Source organism: Lacinutrix sp. YIN62, assembly GCF_057219185.1.
The window spans coordinates 92,906-114,297 of sequence record NZ_JBXVVH010000007.1; the positions used below are offsets into that span (position 1 = coordinate 92,906).

The 21,392-nt window shown below is 33.5% G+C and carries 15 protein-coding genes; 8 read left to right on the plus strand and 7 right to left on the minus strand.

Annotation, left to right across the window (positions count from 1 at the left end):
• The first annotated feature begins 93 nt into the window (after positions 1-93).
• Both AC2D8I_RS06415 and AC2D8I_RS06420 read left to right on the plus strand, forming a co-directional pair.
• Complete coding sequence (locus AC2D8I_RS06415) at positions 94-3,102, plus strand: SusC/RagA family TonB-linked outer membrane protein (protein WP_484705167.1); 3,009 nt, start codon at positions 94-96, stop codon at positions 3,100-3,102.
• An 11-nt stretch (positions 3,103-3,113) separates the two neighbouring features.
• On the plus strand, positions 3,114-4,424 hold the full coding sequence (locus AC2D8I_RS06420) for a RagB/SusD family nutrient uptake outer membrane protein (RefSeq protein WP_484705168.1): 1,311 nt from the start codon (positions 3,114-3,116) through the stop codon (positions 4,422-4,424).
• Positions 4,425-4,554: 130 nt separating this feature from the next.
• Here the strand turns inward: AC2D8I_RS06420 and AC2D8I_RS06425 are convergent, their stop codons facing one another.
• From AC2D8I_RS06425 to AC2D8I_RS06440, 4 genes are read right to left on the minus strand one after another with little or no spacing between them, the layout of a single operon-like run.
• Positions 4,555-8,046, minus strand: coding sequence for an efflux RND transporter permease subunit (locus AC2D8I_RS06425; RefSeq protein WP_484705169.1), 3,492 nt, complete (start codon positions 8,044-8,046; stop codon positions 4,555-4,557).
• A gap of 14 nt (positions 8,047-8,060) precedes the next feature.
• Positions 8,061-9,233 (minus strand): efflux RND transporter periplasmic adaptor subunit, encoded by a 1,173-nt coding sequence (locus AC2D8I_RS06430; protein ID WP_484705170.1) that lies wholly within the window; start codon positions 9,231-9,233, stop codon positions 8,061-8,063.
• Positions 9,234-9,257: 24 nt separating this feature from the next.
• Positions 9,258-10,580: a TolC family protein gene (locus AC2D8I_RS06435; RefSeq protein WP_484705171.1), complete on the minus strand. Its 1,323-nt coding sequence runs from the start codon at positions 10,578-10,580 to the stop codon at positions 9,258-9,260.
• 5 nt (positions 10,581-10,585) lie between these two features.
• A complete protein-coding gene (locus tag AC2D8I_RS06440; RefSeq protein WP_484705172.1) occupies positions 10,586-11,194 on the minus strand; it encodes a TetR/AcrR family transcriptional regulator in 609 nt (202 codons plus the stop codon).
• A gap of 124 nt (positions 11,195-11,318) precedes the next feature.
• Between AC2D8I_RS06440 and AC2D8I_RS06445 the strand changes: the two genes are divergently transcribed.
• Positions 11,319-12,293 (plus strand): polyprenyl synthetase family protein, encoded by a 975-nt coding sequence (locus AC2D8I_RS06445; protein WP_484705173.1) that lies wholly within the window; start codon positions 11,319-11,321, stop codon positions 12,291-12,293.
• 38 nt (positions 12,294-12,331) lie between these two features.
• Entirely contained in the window at positions 12,332-12,688 is a 357-nt protein-coding gene (locus AC2D8I_RS06450) for a hypothetical protein (RefSeq protein WP_484705174.1), read from the plus strand.
• 9 nt (positions 12,689-12,697) lie between these two features.
• On the opposite strand, the gene AC2D8I_RS06455 is transcribed toward AC2D8I_RS06450, so the two are convergent.
• Positions 12,698-13,210, minus strand: a complete 513-nt coding sequence (locus AC2D8I_RS06455) for an alpha-ketoglutarate decarboxylase (RefSeq protein ID WP_484705175.1) — start codon at positions 13,208-13,210, stop codon at positions 12,698-12,700.
• A gap of 142 nt (positions 13,211-13,352) precedes the next feature.
• On the opposite strand from AC2D8I_RS06455, the gene AC2D8I_RS06460 reads away from it, so the two are divergent.
• The 3 genes from AC2D8I_RS06460 (at position 13,353) to odhB (ending at position 17,802) form a co-directional block, all read left to right on the plus strand.
• A complete protein-coding gene (locus AC2D8I_RS06460) occupies positions 13,353-16,109 on the plus strand; it encodes a 2-oxoglutarate dehydrogenase E1 component (protein ID WP_484705227.1) in 2,757 nt (918 codons plus the stop codon).
• 41 nt (positions 16,110-16,150) lie between these two features.
• Positions 16,151-16,522 carry a DUF3887 domain-containing protein gene (locus AC2D8I_RS06465; RefSeq protein ID WP_484705176.1) on the plus strand — a complete coding sequence of 124 codons (372 nt, stop codon included), beginning with the start codon at positions 16,151-16,153 and terminating at the stop codon, positions 16,520-16,522.
• 68 nt (positions 16,523-16,590) lie between these two features.
• Positions 16,591-17,802, plus strand: coding sequence for a 2-oxoglutarate dehydrogenase complex dihydrolipoyllysine-residue succinyltransferase (odhB, locus tag AC2D8I_RS06470; protein WP_484705177.1), 1,212 nt, complete (start codon positions 16,591-16,593; stop codon positions 17,800-17,802).
• 1,355 nt (positions 17,803-19,157) lie between these two features.
• Here odhB and AC2D8I_RS06475 read toward each other — a convergent pair.
• Both AC2D8I_RS06475 and AC2D8I_RS06480 read right to left on the minus strand, forming a co-directional pair.
• Entirely contained in the window at positions 19,158-19,799 is a 642-nt protein-coding gene (locus AC2D8I_RS06475; RefSeq protein ID WP_484705178.1) for a response regulator, read from the minus strand.
• 60 nt (positions 19,800-19,859) lie between these two features.
• Positions 19,860-20,306: a retropepsin-like aspartic protease gene (locus tag AC2D8I_RS06480; protein ID WP_484705179.1), complete on the minus strand. Its 447-nt coding sequence runs from the start codon at positions 20,304-20,306 to the stop codon at positions 19,860-19,862.
• 278 nt (positions 20,307-20,584) lie between these two features.
• Between AC2D8I_RS06480 and AC2D8I_RS06485 the strand changes: the two genes are divergently transcribed.
• Positions 20,585-21,352: a TatD family hydrolase gene (locus AC2D8I_RS06485; protein ID WP_484705180.1), complete on the plus strand. Its 768-nt coding sequence runs from the start codon at positions 20,585-20,587 to the stop codon at positions 21,350-21,352.
• The last annotated feature ends 40 nt before the right edge of the window (positions 21,353-21,392 follow it).

Below are 21,392 nucleotides of genomic sequence, written 5' to 3' on the forward strand. Positions count from 1 at the left end.
AAATGTATTTGTTTGCTTATAATTCGATTTTTTAATAATTTTTAACTAAAAATTTAAGATATTTAAGGGATTAATAAATAAAAACTAAAAATTATGAACAAAGCATTGTCTTTAAAAATGTTTTTGTTCTCATTGTTATTAGCCCCTTTTGTAGCTGTTTCTCAACAGGTTACCGGGGTTGTAACAGAGGGGACAACTAACACGCCTTTACCAGGTGCTAATGTTATTATTAAAGGAACCTCTATAGGAACCACATCAGATTTTGATGGAAATTATTTGCTTAGCATCTTGGATTACCCAGTAACTTTACAATTTTCTTCTTTAGGTTACGAATCACAAGAAATAGTCGTTAATGAAGCTTCGACTGTAAATGTAGTGTTGCTAGAATCGACAACATCTCTGGATGAAATTGTTGTTACAGGTTTAGCAACATCAATTAAAAGAGGAAATGCAGCCAATTCCGTTTCAAGTATTTCTGCAACAGAGTTAACAGGCACGACACCACCTTCAACGTTAGATGGAGCGCTTTATGGTAAATTTACAGGAGCCATAGTTAGTGCAAATTCTGGAGCACCAGGAGGCGGGTTATCTATAAAACTAAGAGGGATCACTTCTATTGCAGGTAATTCCCAACCGTTGTATATTGTTGATGGTGTTTATATTGACAATTCTTCAATTTCTGCAGGTTTAAATACGGTCTCTGGTGCAGCAGCTGGCGGCAGTGCATCAAATCAAGATAACCCTACCAATAGAATTGCGGATATAAACCCTGATGATATTGAAAATATAGAAATTCTTAAAGGAGCATCTGCAGCTGCAATTTATGGATCTCGAGCATCAGCCGGTGTGGTGATTATTACAACTAAAAGAGGAAAAGCAGGAGAAACGAAGGTTAATTTTTCTCAATCGGTAGGTTTTGCTAAGGCAATAAATTTACAAGGTTTAAGAGACTGGACTGAAGACCGTGTATACAATCAGTATTATGTGCCTAATGCAGACCCTGTTTTGGATCAACAATCTATGGATCAAGCTAATGCTCAGGTAGCTTTGTTTAATAATGCTGTGGAAAATGGCACTTATACAAATTATGAAGATGAACTTTTTGGAGAGAAAGGGTTTATTAATACCACTAATATTAGTGCTAGTGGTGGTGGTGAAACAACAACGTTTTATGCTGGAATATCGCATTTGGACGAAGAGGGTATTGTAAAGCGAACAGGCTATGAGAAAACGTCTATACGTTTGAATTTGGGACAACGAATTACTGATAACATTAAATTAGACATTAATAGTAACTATATTCGTTCGTCTTCAGATAGAGGCTTTTTTAATAATGATAATACAGGGACAACCATAGGGGTTGCCTTAACAGCAACAAGACCATGGGATTATTTATTTCCTGATGCGAATGGGGTGTATCCAGATAGCCCCTCTGGAGCATCTAATGTGTTGCAAACTAGAGATCTTGTTACTAATAATGAGGAAAACTCTCGTTTTATTACAGGTGGAAGTCTAGATATTAATTTATATAGAGGTGATAAATCAGATCTAAAATTGCTTGTTAAAGGAGGTTTGGATACTTATATTTTTAAAACAAGAGCTATTTTTCCTAAAGAGTTGCAATTTCAAAACCCAGATAATGGCGGTGTAGGTGGTGTCTCTGCTCAAGGGTCAACAACGGTTTTTAATACTAATTATTCTGCTTTTTTAGTGCATAATTATGAAACGGATAATGATCTTAATTTTAGAACTCAATTGGGAGTAACAAAAGAAAACTTTGATAGGGATGGTATTTTAACAACGGCTACAGGTCTGGTTTCAGGTCAAACTAATTTAAATTTAGCAGCAAATAGAAATACTGTGCAGAATAGATTAGAACAACATGATATGGGGTTTTTTGTACAAGAGGAGTTTAATTATAAGGATATGTTGATTGCTACAGCAGGGGTTAGAGGAGATAAATCTACAAACAATGTAGATGTAAATGAGTTTTTCTATTATCCAAAAGCATCATTAGCATTAAATGTGAATAAAATTGGATTTTTTGAGTCGGAAAAGATTAACCAATTAAAACTTAGAGTTGCTTATGGTGAAGCTGGTAATTTTCCGTTTTTTGGAGCTAATAAAACAATATTTACAAATACAACGATTGATGGTTTGAGCGGGATCACTTTGGTTGGTCAATTAGGAAATACTGAAATAGAGCCGGAAAGACAAAAGGAATTAGAATTAGGTTTCGACGTGAGGGCTTTAAATAATAGAATAGGCTTAGAATTTACTTATTACAGTAAGAAAGTTGATGATTTAATTATTCAATCCTCCATAGAGCCATCGTCAGGATTTGTGAATAAGGTTGTGAATGTAGGAAATTTAGAAAATAAAGGGGTAGAAATCGCATTGAATGCTGTGCCTTTCGAGACTGAAAATTTTACTTGGAATAGTAACCTGTCATTTTTTAAAAATGAATCTGAGATAACAAAACTTAACGTTCCTGCTTTTAACACCGGTGCTTTTGGTGCAACACTAGGGACTTTCAGAATTGAAGAAGGGAAGAGTGCAACGCAAATTGTAGGTATTAGTCCAGACGGTGTTGTAGTACACGGTAATGCTGAAGCCGATTTTCAAATGTCATTTCAGAATTCGTTGACTTTTAAAAATTTCGATTTTTCATTTTTATTTCATTGGAAAAAAGGAGGAGATAATATCAACCTTACACCTCTTTTAACCGATTTAAATGGTACGAGTCATGATTACGATACCGTAGATCTTGATCCTGATGGTGTTTTAGGGAATGGGGATTATAGATTAAGTCAATTAGGTGTTTCTGCAGCGCCTTTTGTTGAAGATGCTTCTTATTTAAGATTGCGAGAAGTTGGTTTGTATTATAATTTTTCAGACGAAACTTTAAAAAATATCTTGGGAGGACATCTGGATAGTGTGAGGCTTGGATTTTCAGGAACAAACTTGATCAATATCTTTGATTATAATAGTTACGATCCTGAGGTATCTAATTTTGGTTCTGGTGGGATTTCTACTGGAGTTGAGGTCACTCCGTTTCCATCTTCTAAAAGATTTATGTTTAACTTATCCGTGGGGTTATAAAAAAAGAAATTATGAAAAAATTGAATAAAATATTGACTATTGGAGCGTTAAGCCTGTTGGCTTTTTCATCTTGTACTATAGATGAGGTAGGCGATTTGAACGGGCCTACATTAGAGAGTATTCTAGACAGTAGTACTCGTGGTGATATTCAAGACCTTGTGGGTGGGGTGTTGAGTGATATGAGAATTAGAATGGGCACCTATTATGACGATGTTGGCGTTGTAGGTAGAGAGTACTATCGTTTTTCGAGTTCAGATCCACGATTTACATCCGATTTATTAGGGAAAGGAGGTGCTGTTTTAGATAATAATACGTTTTATACAACAGGACCATGGAGTGGTCGATATGGGACAGTAAAAAGTGCCAATATCATATTGCAGGCTATTCCAAATACATCTCCAGCATATTCTGCTGAAGAATTGAATGCAGTTGTCGGTTTTGCAAAAACGATTCAAGCTTATGAGTTACTCTTAAACTTAAATTTAATGTATCAAAATGGAATACGAGTAGATGTTGTAGACGCACAGAATTTAGGACCATTTTTGGGGTATTCAGAATCTTTAAATGCTATAACGGCAATATTGGATGAAGGGGCATCAAGTTTAAGTAGTGGTGGGAGTGTTTTTCCGTTTAATATGACCGATGGATTTGTTGGATTTAATACGCCAAGTACGTTTAGAATGTTTAATAGAGCTCTGGCTGCAAGGGTCGCTATATATAGAGGGGATAATGCAGCAGTATTGTCTGCTTTAAGTGAGTCTTTTCTGGATTTAACGGGGGATTTAAATAATGGTGTCTATTATGAATATTCTTCTAATGGAGGGGATTTGTTTAACCCAATGTTTTTTCCTAAAAACGCAACTTCAGCAGGAGCTAGAATAGTTCAGCCTAGTTTTATAACAGATGCAGAACCTAATGACAATAGAGTGTTAAGTAAAACTTTTTTACGAGATGAGCCGTTAAGTTTTGATGGTTTAACAGGAAGTTATGATGTGTTTGTTTATCCTACAAACGTGTCTTCTATCCCTATGATAAGAAATGAAGAACTCATTCTTCTATATGCTGAAGCTAATATAACTTCTAATCCAGGTGAGGCAGAAACAGCGATAAATGTAATAAGAAGTGCTGCAGGATTAGGTGCTGTTGTATCGGGATCTGTAGATGTGGATCGTATCTTGTATGAAAGACGATATTCTTTATATGCGGAAGGTCACCGATGGGTCGATATGAGGCGATTTAACAGGTTGGATGAGTTACCAATAGATCGAGTAGATGACGATGTGTGGGTAGAGTTCCCTATCCCTGCAACAGAGAATCAATAATCTCTTAGCTAAAGCTTGAGGTATTTAACGTAATTAAATGCTTTGGAAATAAAGCGGTATAAAGAAGCCTGTGATTTAATTGGTCACAGGCTTTTTTATTGGTTATTTAAAGCGTAACAACACCAAATCGTTACTCGGGAGTAATAACTCTAGATGCCGATCTATTATGTAGCCACATTTTAAACCTTGTAACGAGATAAAATAAAATAGGCACAACAATTAGAGTTAAAAATGTGGCTATTAATAAACCATATATTACGGTCCATGCTAGTGGTCCCCAAAAGATAACATTGTCTCCTCCCATATAGATGTTAGGGTTAAAGTCGCTAAATAAAGTGAAGAAGTTGATATTAAAACCAGTAGCCAAAGGAATAAGTCCTAAAATAGTGGTAATGGCAGTTAATAAAACGGGGCGTAAACGTGCGCGACCACCTTTTATTATGGCATCAAGTAAATCATCGTTTTCTAAGAAATCGTTGTCTTCTAGACTATGATTTACTTTTTTTCTATCAATGAGTAATTGTGTGTAATCTAATAAGACGACTCCATTATTTACTACAATCCCTGCTAGTGAAATAATACCCATCATTGTCATCATTATAACGAAAGAGCTTCCCGTTATTATAATCCCTCCAAACACGCCAATTAAACTTAAGAAAATGGCAAGCATAATAATACCAGGTTTAGAAATGGAGTTAAATTGAAAGATTAAGATAAAGAAAATAAGGCCTAATCCAGTAAAGAAAGCGCCCATTAAAAAGGTCATTTGCTTTTGCTGTTCTTCAATTTGTCCTGTATAATCGATTTTTACCGCAGTTGGTTTTTCTGAAAAACTTTGCATTTCATTTTGAATTTGAGAAACTATGGCTCCAGCATCAGTATATCCAGGTGCTAAGGCAGAGTATAGCGTTACTACACGTTTAACATCTTTGTGTTTTATGGCACTAAATCCAGAGGTGTTACTTTGTTTCGCAACAGCAGAAACAGGAATCTCTTTTACTTGGCCACTAGCAAGATCTCTAAAGGTTATTTTCTGATTGAATAGCGCACTGGTATTATATCTGTTTTCTTCATTAAAACGGACATAGATATCATAATCATCTCCATCTTCTTTATATATTCCTGCTTTGGCTCCAAAAATAGCGTTACGTAATTGTTGGCCTACTTGTCCAGAAGTAACGCCTAGTTCGCCCGCTTTCTTTCGGTCAACTTGTACTTGCATTGAGGGTTTAGACTTGTTGACATCTATTTTTAATTCATCAATCCCTTGAATGTTTTTGGAATTAATAAAATCGCGCATTCTTTCAGCAGTCGTAATAAGTTCTGAGTAATTATCGCCTTCAAGTTCTACATTGATAGGGTACCCTGCAGGTGGGCCTACAGCATCTTTTTCTACAGAAATGGCAACCCCTGGATAAATATCCTTAAGTGCTAATTGTATTTTTTTAAGTAACTCTTGACTATCTGTGCCTTCTCTAAACTTGTATTCACGCATTGTTGCGGTAATTTTTGCGCGATGTGGCATTTCAGCCGAAGAACCTCCATCTGTTTGTGGGTTTCCGGCACCTTCACCAACTTGAGAGATCGCACTTTCTGTTAAAACATTGAAACCATCATTATTAGTATAAGCTTCTCCGTTAATTATTTTATATACCCGCTGTTCGATGTCTGTTGTAATTGTGTTGGTCTTTTTTATATCGGTACCTTCAGGATATTCTATGTATACAATAATTTGATTAGGCGTATTGTCTGGAAAAAACTCTACTTTGGTACGTTGACTTCCAATAGAAGCGCCAAAACCAATAAAAGCGACTATTAAAAGAATACATGTACCTATTGTAATTAATGCTGGTTTTTTGCCGCCTAAGGCTGCACGTAATACTTTTTCATAAAAACGTTCCCATCGTGGTAATACTTTGTTTTGAAATCCGTTAGCCCATTTTCTTAAGAATAATCTATAAACCCAAAGCATAATGGCAGTAAAAACCATTACGGAACCTATAGCTCTATAGGTGTCACCCAAAATAAAAATCAAGGCACCTATTATGGTCATAATAGTAGACACTTTAATGATTTGTTTTGCGGGCATATTCTTATCTTCGGTAGTCATAAACTGAGAAACTAATACAGAATTAAAGAAGATTGCAACAAATAATGAAGAGCCTAATACTACCGAAAGTGTAATTGGGAAGTAAATCATAAATTGTCCCATAACTCCAGGCCATAGTCCTAGTGGAATAAATGCGGCCACTGTAGTTGCGGTTGAAATGATAATAGGAAAGGCGATTTCTCCAATTCCTTTTTTAGCAGCTTCAATTCTGCTCATTCCTTCTTCATCCATTAAACGATATACGTTTTCTACAACCACAATACCGTTATCTACTAACATTCCAAGCCCCATGATTAGTCCAAAAAGAATCATTGTATTCATGGTGAAGCCTAAATAGTCTAATATCATCAAGGACATAAACATAGACATTGGGATTGCAAAACCAACAAAAAGTGCGTTTTTAAAACCCAAGAAGAACATTAATACTGTTACAACTAGTATGATTCCAAAAATAATATTGTTTACTAAATCATCAACCTGTCCAATGGTTTTAGACGATTGATCATTAGCAATTGTGACTTCAAGGTCTTGAGGGAATACTTCTGCAACTGCTTTATCTACGATAACGCGAATTTGATCGGCTGCAGCAACCATGTTTTCACCAGAACGTTTTTTTACATCTAGCATAACTACAGGATGCCCAAACTCTCTGGCATACGTTGTTTTATCTTCGTCTTTAAACGTTATTTTTGCAATATCTTTAAGATAAATTGAGTTGCCTTTTTCAGATTTTACAACAAAATCTTTAAGTTCCGAAGGCTTTTCTATTTCACCTAGAATTCTAATGGTACGGCGTTGGCCACTTGAAATTAAGTTACCAGCAGACATGGTTAGGTTTTCATTGCTAATCGCTCCAATAATATCGTTAAAACTAACTTGAGCAGCCATCATTTTGTAGATGTCTACAGCAACTTCTACTTCTTTTTCTTGGGCTCCACGAATATCTACTTGCTTAATCTCCATAAGACTTTCGATCTCATCTTCAAGATATTCGCCATAGTCTTTTAATTTATCAACAGGGTAATCTCCAGAGATATTGATATTTAAGATAGGGACTTCTTCAGACATGCTTAAAGCGAAAATATTAGGCTCAACTTTTGCATCGTTAAAGGTAGGCCAGTCTTCACTTGAGGTTTCGCTGTCTACCTCGTCCTTAACTTTTTGTTTGGCGGCGTCTACAGAGATGTTTTCGTCGAATTCAACAATAACGATAGAGTAGTCTTCCTGCGAAGTAGAGGTTATTTCTACAATGTTACTAACCGTTTTAAGTTTGTCTTCTATAGGGTCGGTAATTAGCTTTTCAATATCTTCGGCGGTATTTCCAGGATATACAGAGCTAATGTAAATTTTAGTTTCTTTGATTTCAGGGAAGTTTTCTCTGGCCATACTAAAATAGGCAGAACCCCCAAGGAAAAGAATGAGCGTAATTAAAACATACATTGTTGTTTTATTATTTATTGCCCATGACGACAACCCAAACTCCTTAATTACTTTTTTTTGTTTTTTAGTCATTTTAAAGGTTTGAATTAGTTTTTAATTTCAAGAATTTTCACTTCTTGTTTGTTTTTTACGCTTCTTGCACCTTCTTCGATAATTTCATCCCCTTTGCTTAGTCCTGAGAGAACTTCTATATCATCCCCTTGTGTTTTACCTGTTTCTATAATAACGCGTTTTGCTTTTGCTAGGTTACCTTTTTTGTCAATAACGATGTATACGTATTGTTGACCTTGTGCGTTTTCAGAAATAATACTTTGCGGGATTAATACCGCTTTAGTGTTTGTATAGTCATTTATTTTAAGTTTTGCAGTTAAGTTAGGCTTGATGCTTTTATCCTTATTCGGAATTGCAACTTCAATTTTAAAGGTTCTGTTTGAAGGGTTGATAAAATTCCCTGCTTGACGGATTTTTGCATTTAGAGATTTTCCAAGAATAGGAAATTCAACTTTTACCGATTTCCCTGGGATAACATTAGATATGTAGCGTTCTGGAACATCTGTTTCGATATACATATTGTTTAGGTTTACTATTCTAAATAGTTGGGATTGTCCAGGTGAAACTACGCTTCCTTGGTCTGTAATAACGTTGTCTATTGTTCCGGAAAATGGTGCGCGAACAATTGTTTTTCCTACCTGTTGTTGTAACTGATCGATTGCTTTTTGTTGGGCTTCATAATTGGATTTTGCTTGAAGATATTGTATTTCACTTCCAATTTTTTGATTCCAAAGGCGTTCTTGTCTTTCAAAAGTTGTTTTTGCTAGATTCGCTTGAATTTGTAATTGTGCTACTTGTTGGCTCAATCCACCATCATCAATTTTTGCTAATTGCTGCCCTTTTCTTACATGCTGTCCTTCTGTTACATAAACACGAGTTAAAACGCCTGAAAATTCAGGATATATTACTAAGTTTTGTTTTGTGCTAACATTTCCTTGTAATTCTAGGTAATGATTAAAAGTCGTATCCTTAACTGTAAATGTTGTAATTAAAGGGATTTTTTCTAAGGGATCTAGGGTTTTAATTTCCTTTTCAAGTAATCTTAATTCAGCGGATATTTTTTGAGCAGAAGCATCTAATTCTGTCTTTTTTTGCCTAATGAGTTTTAGGTCTTTAGTTTCAATAATATCTTCAACAGATTTTTTATTACCACCTCCACAAGCAGTCAAGAGGGCGGTTAGGATGAGTATTGAATATATGTTTTTCATTGTTTTTTTGTTTTTTTGGATTGATTAATTGTTTTGAATGCTATTTAAAGCAGTTTCGAGTTCGGCTTTTTTATTAATGACATCTAGCATTGCTTGAAGCAGTTCTTGCTGCGCAGAATATAATTGTGTTTGTGCTTGTCTTAATTCGAAACTAGAAGCAATACCTTCAAAAAATTTAGTTTGATTCTTAAGTTCAATACGTTCGGCTAGATTTAAATTCTTCTTTTTATTTTCGTAATCTTCTATAGAGAATTGATAGTCGCTTTTTGCAGAGGTAATTTGTAGTTTTAAGCTTTGCTCTATTTCTATAAGATCGTCTTCTGCTTTAAATAAATTAATTTTTGCGCGTTGTGTTGCGGCATTACGCATGCCTGAACTAAAAAATGGTATTTTTATCCCAACACCAAAGGCAGAAGTTCCGGCCCATACTTGATTGTTGCTTAAAAACTCAAACTCATCGTTGTTACCTATATAAATGCCATTTATAAAAGCATCTATTGTAGGTAAAGCTTTACTTTTTTCTAGTTTAAGTAATAATTCTTTTGAGGTCTTGTCGTTAATAGCAATTTTATAATCAATATTATTTTCTACATCATTAGGCGCATCCAGTATCTCTAAATTTAAGTTTTGAGTAGTTAATGTTTCTAGGTTGTCTAATAGGGTTGTTTCCGATTCTATGTCTAAGCCTATGGTAAGATTTAGCATTTGGGTAGCTATATGCTTTAAACGGGTTGTTTTGTTTAAATTACTTTCTATATCAGATAGCGTAATTTGTAATTGCTCAACACTTTCCTCTTCTTCTAATCCATTTTCATAGATTTTGGTGGTCTCATTTAAGTTCTTTTTAAGGACTTCTATATTGCGTTCAAATATTTTTATACTTTCGTCTGCTAACAATACATTTCCGTAAGCATTTATAACAGATTTACGAATTTCTAAATCGGTCTTGTCTTTTGCGTTTTTTGAAGTTTCTAAAAAAACTTTAGCAGATTGTAAGCCAACGATATAGGATCCGTCAAATATTTTTTGGGTTAAGGTTATTCCAGCGTTTACAGACTGTTTGGCTCCAAAATCTGTAACGCCATCACCATTAAAATCGATGCCTTCAAATTGTTGTTTTATTGCGTTTTGATAATCGATATTCCCATTAATTTGAGGCAAACCAGAGGCTATTGTTTCCCATTTTTGTTTTTCTGCTGCCTCAATGTCTAATGCAGCATTTTTTACCTTACGGTTATTTGCTAAGGCATAATCAATAGCTTCTTGTAAGGTGAAGCTTTGTTTTTCTTCTTGAGAAAAACCAATGAATGTGGCCAGGAGAAATGTAATGATTTGAATGTGTCTCATTCGTTTTATTTTAGATTCGTTTTGTTTATAAATTGATTTAATATTTTGAAGCCTTTATCTGTGACAATAGCTCTTAAGTGGTATTCTAAATAGCTTTCCATTAAATAATCCATATTGAATTTCTCTAGAGGGAAAATGGATTGATCCTTAATACCGGTCATTCCATTAAAATACATACGGGATATAAAATCTATATCGATGTTAGATCTGAAAACAGAAGTGTCTATCCCTTTTTGAAGACTTATCATAACAGATTCATGCATTTTGTCAAATTGTTTTAGCCTTAGGGTATTAAAAATTTGTGGATAGTACTTTTTTAATTGATGTTGCGGCGATGCTTTTTCATTTTTTAAATGCTGAATTAAAAACATTTTTATATCGTAAAGTTCTTCTATAGGATTGGTAGAAGTCTCACAAATATCATCAATACCGTCGCATATATTTTCAAAAAGAAAATAAGTAACAGCTTCAACAAGTTTAGATTTGTTTTTAAAATGAATGTAAATTGTTTTTTTAGAGATACACATCTCACTAGCAATATCATCCATAGTCACACTCTTAAAGCCTAGAGTGAGAAAAAGTTCGGTGGTTTTTTTTATTATTTGATTCCTCATAAATTGGATGGCAAATATAGTTCAGGAAACTTTAAAAACAAAAATAGTTTTCTGGGTTTTGTAATTTTTTTAACATTAACTTAAAAACTTGCTTAAGTGTTCTCTTTTACATTATTTTTGCCCGATGCAAGATATTCAAAACTACCAAGCTAATTTTGTAGATTACTTAGAGGCTTTTTCTAAAGAAAGGGAGCCTGAAGGCTTATATACTCCTATTAATTATATTTTAAAATTAGGAGGGAAACGTCTGCGCCCCATTTTAACTTTAATGTCAACTGACATTTTTGATTGCAATTATAAGCATGGCTTAGACGCGGCATTGAGTATAGAAATTTTCCATAATTTTTCGTTAGTTCATGATGATATTATGGATGCCGCTCCTTTGCGACGTGGTAAGCAAACAGTACATGAGAAATGGAGTGTTAATACAGGGATATTATCTGGAGATGCTATGTTGATAATGGCCTATCAATTGTTTGAAAATTATGAGCCAACTACATTTCATTTGTTAGCAAAATTATTTAGTAAGACAGCATTAGAAGTTTGTGAAGGACAGCAATACGATATCGATTTTGAAACACGTGATGATGTGACTATTCCGGAGTATCTAAAAATGATAGAGTATAAAACAGCTGTTTTGGTTGGTGCAGCAATGAAAATGGGTGCAATTGTAGCTAATGCATCAGAAAAAGATCAAGATGGAATTTATGAGTTTGGAAAACTACTCGGTATTGCCTTTCAATTACAAGACGACTATTTAGATGCCTTTGGGGATCCTGAAGCCTTTGGCAAACAGGTTGGCGGAGATATTATTGAAAATAAGAAAACCTATTTGTATTTAAAAGCGATTGAGTTTTTGGAGCCTTATAAACGTATGCAATTACAACAATTATTTACGCTTAATCTTGAAGATAATATAGAGAAGATTGAGACAGTAAAGCAGTTTTTTATCTCTAGCGGATCTGCAAAAAAAACACAAGAAGAAATAGAGAATTACACAAATAAAGCGTTTAGTGTTTTAGATAAATTAAGTATTTCTGAAGAAAAGAAATCACTTTTAAAACAATTTGGTAACACATTAATGATTCGTAAAGTTTAAATTGCAGTGTTAAAACAACTAAAAAAAGTTTAATTAAAATGCAATTACCATTAACTTTTGGGGCGTTATTAGAAGAGGCAAATCGATTAGATTTGTATAAAAAGCTTATTCATCAATTAAATAAAGATTTTTTGTTTGCTAATCTAGATTTGGATATCGATGAATGTGTTTCGCCAAAGGAACTAAAATTGGTTTTACATGAGACTATATTTAGACTCGTGCAAGATAAGTTTACGGACTATTTAAGTTTACTATATATTGTAGATGTTCCTGAAAAAGCAGTGAAAGCATTAGATGGTAGTGATGTGTTAAAACTATCTGAGGAAGTTAGTTTTTTAATCCTTAAGCGCGAATGGCAAAAAGTTTGGTTTAAAAATAAATATTCTCAACAGTAATAAAAAAAATCAAAAGTAAAATCTAACAAAAGGCCCCCAACTATCTGCATAAACACTTTTATTAGCATCGTAAAGTAGATCATACCTTAAGCCTATGGTGATGTTTTGATTTTTATAGCCAGCTCCAATAAATAATGCGGGATACCAATAGCTCTCATCAATAAATAAATTATCATTAAAGTTCCTGTTTACGTGTAGTTCTTCAAACTCTAAAGAAACCTGTAATGCTTCAATCGGACTAAAAAGACTAATAATACTACCTCCAAAAATAGTAGATTCGTAATGGTTTTTACTTTCATTATATGTTGCATTAAGACCAAGCCCTAAAGCAAATTGAAGATTGAAATGATATATTGCACTAGGCGCAAGAGTGGCACTAAAAAAATCATTATCTACACCTACACCTAAGCCGCCTCCAAAACTAACATTATCCCAAAATCCATAGTTTTTACTGTTGTTGTTTTGAGCAATGATAAAGCTTGAGAAAAGAAATGATAAGATTAGTAATGCTATATTTTTCATAAAATAAATGGTTGTTGTTTTTATAAAGATGAGATTTGTTAAGTCTAAAGCTTATAAATATAATAAAAGCGTAACTGTTTTTACTAAAAGTTGTATTTTTGAAGAAATTTTGTTGAAGCGAACAACACGTCTAATACATAATATGGATAAATATTCCTTTTTAAACGCAGCACATACAGCATATTTTGCTGATTTATATGAACAATATTTAGAACACCCGGACTCTGTGGAACCCAGTTGGCGAGCCTTTTTTCAAGGTTACGATTTTGGTAGCGAGAATTATGGGGTTGAAGGAGAGGTCGTTGAAGGTGTTTCAACTCAGATTCCAGAACATGTTCAAAAAGAATTTCAAGTAGTAAAGTTAATAGATGGTTATCGCAATAGAGGGCATTTATTTACCAAAACGAATCCTGTTAGGGCCAGAAGAAAATACGCCCCTACTTTAGAGGTTGAGAATTTTGGACTGTCTGCTTCAGATTTAAAAACAACTTTTAATGCCGGAGACATTTTAGGACTAGGACCGCAGACACTTCAGCAAATAATAGATCATTTAGAATCTATTTACTGTAATTCTATTGGTGTAGAGTATATGTATATACGTAAGCCTGAAGAAATACAATGGATCCAGAATAGACTAAATGTTAATGATAATCAGCCAAGATTTTCTGGAGAACGAAAAAAATATATTCTTAAAAAATTAAATGAAGCTGTTTCTTTTGAGAGTTTTTTGCATACAAAATATGTAGGCCAGAAACGCTTTTCTTTAGAGGGCGGGGAATCTTTAATCCCAGCCTTGGATGCGTTAATAGAAAAGGCTGCAGATTTAGGGGTTAAGGAGTTTGTAATGGGAATGGCACATCGTGGCCGTTTAAGTACATTAACAAATATTTTTGGGAAACCAGCAAAAGATATTTTTAGTGAATTTGATGGGAAGGATTATGAAGAAAAAGTTTTCGACGGTGATGTAAAATATCATTTAGGCTTAACAAGTAATCGCGAGACCGATTCTGGGAAGAAAATACATTTAAGTATCGCGCCTAATCCTTCGCATTTAGAAACTGTAGGCGCTGTAGTAGAAGGGATAGCAAGAGCGAAACAAGATAAATATCATAAAGCGGATTTTAGTAAAGTTTTACCTATAGTTGTACATGGAGATGCGGCCATAGCTGGGCAAGGTTTGGTTTATGAAGTTGTGCAAATGGCACAATTGGATGGTTACAGAACAAATGGAACCATTCATATTGTTGTTAACAATCAAGTAGGATTTACAACGAATTACTTAGATGCACGTTCAAGTACCTATTGTACAGATGTAGGAAAAGTAACCTTGTCTCCAGTACTACATGTTAATGCAGATGATGCAGAAGCTGTTGTACACGCAATGTTATTTGCATTGGATTTTAGGATGGAATTTAAACGTGATGTCTTTATTGATTTATTAGGCTATAGAAAATATGGACATAATGAAGGAGACGAACCGCGTTTTACACAGCCAAAACTGTATAAAGCATTAAAGAATCATGCAAATCCAAGAGATATTTATGCCGAAAAACTGATTGCAGAAGGTGTTGTAACGAAAGATTATGTTAAGCAGTTAGAAAAAGAATATTTAAATAGCTTAGAAGAAGATTTAATAGATTCACGTAAAGAAGATAAAACGGTGATCACACCATTTATGCAAGGCGAGTGGGAAGATTTTTCACGTGTTGATGAAGCAGAAATGATGAAACCTGTAGATACAACAACCTCTAAGGAGAAATTAGCAGAAATAACGAAAGTTATTGCTACGCTACCCAAAGATAAAAAGTTCATTCGAAAGATAGAGCGCATAACACAATCGAGACAAAAAATGTTTGATACCGATCAATTGGATTGGGCAATGGCAGAACATTTAGCTTATGGGACACTGTTAGACGAGGGATATAATATAAGAATTTCTGGACAAGATGTAGAACGTGGAACCTTTTCACACAGGCATGCTGTTGTGAAAGTTGAAGATAGTGAAGAAGAAGTTGTTTTATTAAATAATATAAGTGATAAACAAGGCGATTTCTATATCTACAATTCATTATTATCTGAATATGGTGTAGTAGGTTTTGATTACGGCTATGCAATGGCAAGCCCTAAAACATTGACCATTTGGGAAGCACAATTTGGCGATTTTAGTAATGGTGCTCAAATTATGCTAGATCAATATATTTCTGCAGGAGAAGATAAATGGAAAACTCAGAACGGATTGGTAATGTTATTGCCTCATGGTTATGAAAATCAAGGCGCAGAGCACTCATCTGCAAGAATGGAACGCTATCTTCAATTATGTGCAAAGGACAATATGTATGTTGTAGATTGTACTACCCCAGAAAATATGTTTCATTTGCTACGTAGACAAATGAAAGCAGAGTTTCGAAAACCATTAATAGTTTTTACACCTAAAAGTTTATTACGACACCCTAAAGCGGTATCAACTGTAGATGCCTTTGCAAATGGAACGTTTAAAACAGTAATAGCAGATACCGAAGTTGTTTCAAGTAACGTGAAAACGTTAGTGTTTTTAACAGGGAAATTTTATTATGATGTGGATGAAGCACGTACCGCATTGAAAAGAGATGATGTGGCTATTGTTAGAATTGAACAATTATTCCCTTTACCGGTAAATGAAATTCGTGAAGTATTAGAGACCTATAAAGGTGTGAAAGATGTGGTTTGGGCACAAGAAGAACCTAGAAATATGGGAGCCTATAGTCATATGCTAATGCATTTAGATGAGGCAAGAGGATTTAGAGTCGCATCAAGAAGGCCATATGGAGCGCCTTCGGCTGGAAGTTCAACACGTTCTAAGAAACGTCATCAGGAAGTTATAGATTTTATCTTTGATAAAACGCAAAATAACCAACGTTAAATAGGGTTGTATAGTAACGTTTAATTTTAAAACATATAAAAATGAAAAAAGGACTTTTAATTATTGCTTTATTATGTTTCTCATTGGGCTTTTCACAAGCCAATACAGAAGCCAACAAAAAAGCTGCTAATGATTTTCAAGTAGCATTTAACGCTTCTAATTACGAAGCCATTTTTAATATGTTTGATGGAAAGATGAAAGCCGAAATGCCATTGGAAAGAACGGTTGCTTTTTTTAAAAGGATTAAAGATTCTCGTGGTAAAATAAAAACAATGGAATATTATAGCCTTAAGAATGATGCCGCTGTTTACAAAACAACATTCGATAAAGATATTATGGATGTTCGTTTAAGTTTAAATGAGCAAAACGGTGGTGTAAGGGGCTTGTATATTGTGGCTAACGCAAAAAAATAAAAGAATTAAAAAACAAATTAGTCTAAATTAATTTATAGCAGACTTAAAATACATAAAATTACAGTACGATGATTTTAGAAATGAAAGTGCCTTCTCCAGGAGAGTCAATTACAGAAGTTGAAATAGCCGAATGGTTAGTTCAAGATGGTGATTATGTTGAAAAAGATCAAGCTATTGCAGAAGTAGATAGTGATAAAGCAACATTAGAACTGCCAGCAGAAGTTAGTGGTGTTATTACACTTAAAGCTGAAGAAGGAGATGCCGTAGCAGTAGGGCAAGTGGTTTGCTTAATAGATACTAGTGCAACAAAACCAGAAGGAGGAGATGCGCCTGCTAAAGTTGAAAAAGTAGAAACAGCTAAAACAGAGCCTGTAAAACCTAAAGCCATAGAGTCTAAAACCTACGCAACAGGTACCGCAAGTCCTGCAGCTAAAAAGATTTTAGCTGAAAAAGGCATAGATGCTAGTGCCATTTCGGGAACAGGTAAAGATGGTCGTGTAACTAAAGATGACGCTGTTAAAGCTGTGCCTTCTATGGGGACACCAACAGGAGGCAATAGAGGAACTTCTAAAAGTAAAATGTCAATGTTACGTCGTAAAGTAGCAGAGCGTTTGGTAGAAGCTAAAAACACTACAGCAATGCTAACTACTTTTAACGAGGTAGATATGTCTCCCATTTTTGAGTTGCGTAAAGAATATAAAGAAGCATTTAAAGCTAAGCATGGCGTAGGATTAGGTTTTATGTCCTTTTTTACGTTAGCAGTTGTTAGAGCTTTGAAAATGTATCCAGCCGTTAATTCAATGATCGATGGTAAAGAAATGCTTTCTTATGACTTTGTTGATGTAAGTATTGCGGTTTCTGGACCTAAAGGATTGATGGTTCCAGTAATTAGAAATGCTGAAAATTTATCCTTTAGAGGCGTTGAAGCTGAGGTTAAGCGTTTAGCGATCCGTGCTAGAGATGGACAAATTACAGTTGATGAAATGACAGGCGGGACATTTACAATATCTAATGGCGGGGTTTTTGGAAGTATGTTATCTACCCCTATTATTAATCCGCCTCAAAGTGGTATTTTGGGAATGCATAACATTGTAGAGCGCCCAGTAGCGATAGATGGTCAAGTTGTTGTTCGTCCAATCATGTATGTGGCATTATCGTATGATCATAGAATCATTGATGGAAAGGAAAGTGTAGGCTTTTTAGTGGCAGTAAAGGAAGCGCTAGAGAATCCAGCAGAATTGTTGATGGATAATAATATTAAAAGAGCTCTAGAGCTATAAAATATTTAATATAAAGTATATAAAAAGCGCAATCTTAACTATAAGATTGCGCTTTTTATATACTTTATATTTACTAGTTGTTTAAAAAGAAACCAGCAACAATATTTATTGAAATTACAATAACCGCAATAATCATAACACCTATGATTAGGTTTTTATTATTTTCTCCTTTTATTTTTTCCATAATTAATAGAGCTTAGACTGCTATTTTATTAAACTGATAATCCTTCTATATTATAACGGTAAAATGTTATTTGTAGTTTGTTTTAAGAGTTAATTAACAGCAATGTAAATATAAAATGAATAGTTGAGCTGTGAAATACGTATAACTACGTATTTTTACATGATTGTAATCTGCTGTTTTTTAGTGGTTTAGTTTTTTTTGTTCTCTTTTTAAAATTCGTAAACATTTAAAGTAAACGATTATATAGCCTATAAATAATAGATTTATTTTTCTTGTCATCTTCGGCTTACCATCTGAAAATAGTTAACTAAAACAAAAAAAATGATTACTATACGATTTGTGTTGCTTTTTGTTACTAACTATAGGGTTCTAAGTTAGAGTATAGATTTAAAAGTTATGATGGCTCTAAGTGTGATTTAGATAAGAAATTTAGTATTTAATTTTAAACATAAAAAAAGCTCCAAAGCCGCACACTGTCGTTTTGAAGCTCTTTAATAATTCTCCCTAAGAATTAATTAATAGCATTGTAAAGATAGAATGAATATTCGAGTTGTGAAATACGTAGAACTACGTATTTTTAAATGGAATAAGAATAGTATAACTGATTATTAAAAAACAAAAGAAAAGATAATGTGTTCTGAGAGAATTTAATTAGTAATTATCGGTTAGTTATGATTTGTAAATAAAAAAAGCTTCAAAGCCGAACGCTGTCGTTTTGAAGCTCTTTAATAATTCTCCCTAAGAATTAATTAATAGCATTGTAAAGATAAGATTATTAATTGAACAAAAAAATACGTAGAACTACGTATTTTTTTTAACACTCTTTCTTGTGTTTTCTGGCTATTTAAGTGTTGTAAATGAGTGGTTTTACCTTTTTTTATTAGATGGTTTTTGGAAATGGTTTAAATAGAAACGGTATAAAATGGTAGCTCGTTTTAGCTTATTTATTAAAAATAAAAAAGCTCCATAAACAGTTGTTATTGTTATAGAGCTTAGTGATTTTTTCTAAAGAATTAACTAATTGCAATGCAAAGATAAAGTGAATATCTTAACTGTGAAATACGTAGAACTACGTATTTTTTTTAGTCTAGTGTCTATAAAATTTTTATTACAGTGCTTTATAAATAGTATTTTATATACATGCTGTAACAATGCTAATAGCAGTATTTTGTCAAGATTTATTTAAAAGCTTTTTGTTTAGATTTGCCCAAATAGTTAAGGCATTATGAGACTTTTCAAGTTTTAGTTTTTTAATAATATTACTTCTATGTTTTTCAACAGTTCTTACAGAACTATTTAACGACTCAGCTATTTGAAGGCTAGTATTATTTTCAGAAAGAGATTGAACAATTTTTAGTTCAGTTTTAGTTAACAGTTCCATGATCTTAGAATTACTGTACTTAATCTTGGAGTTAAGATAGGATGCTATTTCTTCACTAAAATAAGGTTCACCTCTTTTAACATGTTCAATACAATTTTCAATTTCTTCAACAGCAAACTCTTTTAATATATAACCATAAACACCGTATGATATCGCTTTGTCATAGAGTTGTTCTTCATTGTCAAAAGTTATTAAAATGACCTTAGTGTTTAATTCATTTTTTTTGCAGTGCGCAGCAATTTCAAGACCTGTTAAGAAGGGCATTTGTATGTCAAGAATTGCGATGTCTGGTTTTAATTTGACAATTAGGTTATATGCGGTTTTGCCGTCTTCGGCACTACCTATTATATTATATCCTTTAGAGGATATGTAACCACTTAATCCTCTTAACATAAGTGGGTGGTCGTCTGCTATAATAATGGAAACACTCATTCGCGAAAATAAATTTATTATTAGAAGGCCTTAAGTCTAAAAGTAATTAAAAAGCTGTGATTAAAGAGGGTTTAAATATAAATATTTCTTTTCGTAGTCAATAATGCCTTTCCCCTTTTTTAAAATATCAGCACCTATGATACCATTTACAGCTTTTGCATTGTGATTTGTTAGGGCTGTATTAATGTGGGTAAGATCAAATAGGATTAAGGATTTTCGCTTAGTTTTCCATCTCCCAATTTTAATAGTATTTTTTTTAGAGATTTGTGTTGCCATATCTGTAGTTCCAGCACCAGCTGCTTTTACATCGGTATCCTTAACTTTTAACTTGAATAGATCAATACTTTCAAAACCAACGCAGCTACTAGATGCTCCAGTGTCTAATATAAATAACCCTTTAACATTGTTAATCGAGGCTTTAACTTCAAAATGATTAGTTTTTGTAAGTTTTAGTTTGATTTTTTTATAGCCTTTACTTAGTAAAAATTCCTGAAGTGTATTTTCCATTTCTTTTTTTGAATACTCGAAGTAAAAATACTACAATAAGTCGTGCAATTTTTATATTATTAATATTTATTTGTTTTAAAAAAATGGAGTATTGTTATACCGCATTATTTTATAGTTTCTAGCCTCTCGATTTTAAAAAAAACATCCTTGTTAAGTGTTGATCTTGTTGTTAAATATTTATTGAATAGGAGGTGTTAAAAAAGGACAATAAAATTCAAATAAGTAAAAATAGGAGCTTTAAAGCGCGCAATTAAAGCGGACTTTTTTATTTTTACAGCATGATAATTACAGATACACACACGCATTTATATAGTGAGTCGTTTAATGACGATAGAGATGACATGATGGATAGAGCACTCAATTCTAATGTGTCAAGGCTATTTGTGCCTGCAATCGATTCTACTTATACCGAATCTATGCTAGCATTAGAGCTTAAATATCCTAAAAACGTATTTTTGATGATGGGGTTACATCCTACTCATGTTAAAGAGAATTATAAGGAAGAGTTACAGCATGTGGAAGAAATGTTAGTAAAGCATAAGTTTTATGCGGTTGGTGAAATAGGGATTGATTTGTATTGGGACAAAACAACATTAGCGATTCAGCAAGCGGCGTTCCGATATCAAATTAAATTGGCAAAAAAACAAAATCTCCCTATCGTTATACATTGTAGGGAGGCCTTTGATGAAGTTTTTGAAATTTTGGAGGCTGAAAAAGGCAATGATCTTTTTGGTATTTTCCATTGTTTTACTGGGAATTTAAAGCAGGCACAACAGGCTGTATCTTTAAATATGAAACTAGGGATAGGAGGCGTAGTTACTTTTAAAAATGGTAAAATTGATCAGTTTTTAAATACGATAGGTTTAGAACATATCGTTTTAGAAACAGATGCCCCATATTTAGCACCCAAGCCATTTAGGGGAAAGCGGAATGAAAGTAGTTACATTATAAAGGTGATAGAAAAACTATCTGAGATTTATAATATTTCTGAAGAAGAAATTGCAGCGATAACAACAGAAAATTCGAAAACTGTTTTTGGTGTTTAATTTAACGTGGTTGTAAGGTTTCTGTTTTATAATATTTATG

What these genes read in the sequence shown, in the direction of transcription:
- AC2D8I_RS06415 (WP_484705167.1), top strand. Translation starts at nt 94, where the DNA reads ATGAACAAAGCATTGTCTTTAAAAATGTTTTTGTTCTCATTGTTATTA.
- AC2D8I_RS06420 (WP_484705168.1), top strand. Translation starts at nt 3,114, where the DNA reads ATGAAAAAATTGAATAAAATATTGACTATTGGAGCGTTAAGCCTGTTG.
- AC2D8I_RS06425 (WP_484705169.1), bottom strand. Translation starts at nt 8,046, where the DNA reads ATGACTAAAAAACAAAAAAAAGTAATTAAGGAGTTTGGGTTGTCGTCA.
- AC2D8I_RS06430 (WP_484705170.1), bottom strand. Translation starts at nt 9,233, where the DNA reads ATGAAAAACATATATTCAATACTCATCCTAACCGCCCTCTTGACTGCT.
- AC2D8I_RS06435 (WP_484705171.1), bottom strand. Translation starts at nt 10,580, where the DNA reads ATGAGACACATTCAAATCATTACATTTCTCCTGGCCACATTCATTGGT.
- AC2D8I_RS06440 (WP_484705172.1), bottom strand. Translation starts at nt 11,194, where the DNA reads ATGAGGAATCAAATAATAAAAAAAACCACCGAACTTTTTCTCACTCTA.
- AC2D8I_RS06445 (WP_484705173.1), top strand. Translation starts at nt 11,319, where the DNA reads ATGCAAGATATTCAAAACTACCAAGCTAATTTTGTAGATTACTTAGAG.
- AC2D8I_RS06450 (WP_484705174.1), top strand. Translation starts at nt 12,332, where the DNA reads ATGCAATTACCATTAACTTTTGGGGCGTTATTAGAAGAGGCAAATCGA.
- AC2D8I_RS06455 (WP_484705175.1), bottom strand. Translation starts at nt 13,210, where the DNA reads ATGAAAAATATAGCATTACTAATCTTATCATTTCTTTTCTCAAGCTTT.
- AC2D8I_RS06460 (WP_484705227.1), top strand. Translation starts at nt 13,353, where the DNA reads ATGGATAAATATTCCTTTTTAAACGCAGCACATACAGCATATTTTGCT.
- AC2D8I_RS06465 (WP_484705176.1), top strand. Translation starts at nt 16,151, where the DNA reads ATGAAAAAAGGACTTTTAATTATTGCTTTATTATGTTTCTCATTGGGC.
- odhB (WP_484705177.1), top strand. Translation starts at nt 16,591, where the DNA reads ATGATTTTAGAAATGAAAGTGCCTTCTCCAGGAGAGTCAATTACAGAA.
- AC2D8I_RS06475 (WP_484705178.1), bottom strand. Translation starts at nt 19,799, where the DNA reads ATGAGTGTTTCCATTATTATAGCAGACGACCACCCACTTATGTTAAGA.
- AC2D8I_RS06480 (WP_484705179.1), bottom strand. Translation starts at nt 20,306, where the DNA reads ATGGAAAATACACTTCAGGAATTTTTACTAAGTAAAGGCTATAAAAAA.
- AC2D8I_RS06485 (WP_484705180.1), top strand. Translation starts at nt 20,585, where the DNA reads ATGATAATTACAGATACACACACGCATTTATATAGTGAGTCGTTTAAT.